The following is a 2001-nucleotide window of genomic DNA, read 5'->3' on the forward strand; positions in this document are numbered from 1 at the left end:
CGACGCCAACCACTCGGCGACGGCCACTTCACGCTGTACGGACTCCAGCCGGTCGGGGCTTCGACCGACCCGAGAGACGATGTGTCCTCCGTCGATACGGAACACCGCATGGTCGCCGAACCGCAGCATCTCGATTCCGTCCGGGTCCACATCCGCGATGCCGCACGCCTGTCGCAAGATGCGTTCCGCAGACGCCGAGTCGAACACGGTCTCTTCTCTGATCGTCATGCGCTGGCGCCTTCCGCGCCGGCAGGCAGGGCCCGAACTGCCCGGCCTCTCGGGGCCACTTTGCCGATCAGCCCTTTACCCTCCAACTCGGCGATGGCGGATCGGACTGCGCTCCGCGAGGCGCCGAACTGCTCACCCAGCTCCTTCTCCGTCGGAAAGCGATCACCGACCCTGACACCTTCGGCGCGCAGAAGATCCGTCACTCTCTCGACCAGCGGCCGGCGGTCTCCAGTGCCGGAGACGTACCAGCCAGCACCTTGCACGGACTCGATCACGCCCTCACTCCTGAGCGCGGCCAGGGCCCGCTCGATGGTGCTGCGGCTCACCTCGTAGTCCTGCACGAGCTGCGACTGAGACGGAAGCCCCTCGGTGATCTCCCCCTTGGTGATCTTCTCGCGCAGAGAATCCGAGACCTGCAAGTACGTACCTCGCGGACTGGCCTGCGGCACTGAGCCTTCCTTCCGTAGTTCTGAGGCGGTCTACCCGGCCCACGTGACACTGAGCGGCGTCAGCCGCTGTTCCTTGGGGTTCACCAGGAACACCAGGATGCCAGCGGCGCCGAAGCGCGCCTCGCGGGTCACGCCATCGTCCACGCCGTACGGCTCGGAACCGCCGTACGGCTCCAGCTCCAGCGCATCGAGCGTCACGCTGAGCGGTCCGTGGGCCTCTGGCGGCAGGGCGGCGATGGTGTCGAAATCGTGCGGTCCGATGCGCCAGGCCCAGCTCACGCCGCGTCGCTTCCGGACTGCTTGGCACGCATGCGGGCGCGCCAGTCCTCGAAGGACTGCTGGGCATCTGTGGCGTGGGGGGTGTCGTACTCGGGCGGCAGGGTTCCGTGCTCGCGGTAGTACGTACGGATCCGCTCGATCTTCGGGGCCTCGTCCTCGGTCCAGCGGCTCACGAATCGCTCCCAGCGATCAAGGACCGCTTCGAGCTCGGTGCGGGGGGTGAGGTGGACCTCACGGAGGAAATTCTGGCGCAGCTCGGGGTGTGGCAGGGCGTGCGCGATGCTGTCGATCGTCCACGGCTGGGTGCTCATCGTGCCCTCCGAGACTGAGCGAGTCTGTTCCTGTTCCACGGTATTGCGCTCCCTGTCCTCGTGTCATGGGTTGTCGTGGGTGGTGGGCTCGGGACCGGAGCTTTGCCTCTCTCTCGCCGACCCGATTGCCGGTCCGTCTCGCGGCACGAATTCTGAAGTGCTTCCCCGTTCTCTCCCGCCTCGCGGGAGGTAGCGAAGTTCCCTTACATAGCAGGTCAAAGCCCTGTTGAGCTGATTCGCATGATGACGATCAAGCGAATCAGTCCAGGGTCTGCCTACCGCTACTACCTCCGTCAGGTGGCCGTCGGCGACGGCCAGAGGAAGGGGCGGAACACGCTCCTGATCGAGGACCAGGCCGAAGCCGGGGTGCCCGCGGGCGAGTGGATGGGGCGGGCCGCGCCCGCCCTCGGTGTCGCCGGGACGGTCACCGAAGCTCAGATGCGCAGCCTCTTCGGCAAGGGCCTGCATCCCGAGGCGGACAGGATCACGGCCGAGCTGACGGCCGCCGGCGCGAGCGGGGCCGAGGTGCGGCGGGCGGTGAAGCTCGGGTACGCGCTGCGGGCGAAGACGGGCAAGGGCGGGTCAGTCGTGGCGTGGGACTGCGTGTTCCGTCCGCCGGCCACGGTGACGCTGCTGTGGGCGTTCGGCATCGGGGAGGTTCCGGGCATCGTGGAGCGGGCCCAGGTCGTGGCCATCACCAAGGTGGTGGCGTGGTTGGAGGACAACGCGCTCAT

The 2001-nt window shown here is 67.5% G+C and carries 4 protein-coding genes and 1 pseudogene; 1 reads left to right on the forward strand and 4 read right to left on the reverse strand.

Annotated features, from left to right (window positions below):
* From ACZ5CR_RS44020 to ACZ5CR_RS44035, 4 genes and pseudogenes are all read right to left on the reverse strand, one after another.
* Positions 1-228 (reverse strand): annotated as a pseudogene (locus ACZ5CR_RS44020) (aminoglycoside phosphotransferase family protein); the annotation flags it as partial.
* A complete protein-coding gene (locus ACZ5CR_RS44025) occupies positions 225-677 on the reverse strand; it encodes a GntR family transcriptional regulator (protein ID WP_468868951.1) in 453 nt (150 codons plus the stop codon). The gene ACZ5CR_RS44025 and the pseudogene ACZ5CR_RS44020, both read right to left, overlap by 4 nt.
* 30 nt (positions 678-707) lie before the next feature.
* A complete protein-coding gene (locus ACZ5CR_RS44030; protein WP_468868953.1) occupies positions 708-956 on the reverse strand; it encodes a hypothetical protein in 249 nt (82 codons plus the stop codon).
* Complete coding sequence (locus ACZ5CR_RS44035; RefSeq protein ID WP_468868956.1) at positions 953-1267, reverse strand: hypothetical protein; 315 nt, start codon at positions 1265-1267, stop codon at positions 953-955. Before ACZ5CR_RS44035 ends, ACZ5CR_RS44030 begins: the two co-directional genes overlap by 4 nt.
* A gap of 240 nt (positions 1268-1507) precedes the next feature.
* On the opposite strand from ACZ5CR_RS44035, the gene ACZ5CR_RS44040 reads away from it, so the two are divergent.
* The coding region (locus ACZ5CR_RS44040; RefSeq protein WP_468868957.1) for a relaxase domain-containing protein at positions 1508-2001 on the forward strand (494 nt) is incomplete at its 3' end.

The sequence above is a fragment of the Streptomyces sp. NPDC031274 genome (assembly GCF_055570235.1).